General features: G+C 48.0%; 1 protein-coding gene. It reads left to right on the top strand.

Features of this window, described 5'->3' with window-relative positions; all coding sequences use genetic code 11:
* The coding region (locus AB4486_RS24045) for a cadherin-like domain-containing protein (protein ID WP_372119125.1) at positions 1-202 on the top strand (202 nt) is incomplete at both ends.

Here is a 202-nt window from a genome sequence, read left to right as displayed (position 1 = left end):
ACTGACAATGGTGATGGTACTTACAGCTTCGCACCAAATGAAAACTTCAACGGCAATGTCAGCCTAGATGTAACCGTTGCAGATGAAGACGGTGCAACCGCTCAAACGACTGCGGGTATAGATGTTATCGCAGTCAACGATGCACCAGTGTCAGGTGACTTGGCTTACTCAGTGGATGAAGATGGTTCAATCACGCTAAGCC

This window comes from Vibrio sp. 10N.222.55.C6, from assembly GCF_041473395.1.
In the GTDB taxonomy this organism is placed as follows: domain Bacteria; phylum Pseudomonadota; class Gammaproteobacteria; order Enterobacterales; family Vibrionaceae; genus Vibrio; species Vibrio crassostreae_C.
Note: the sequence above shows the minus strand (reverse complement) of the source record. Positions and strands in the feature narration are given on the sequence as shown.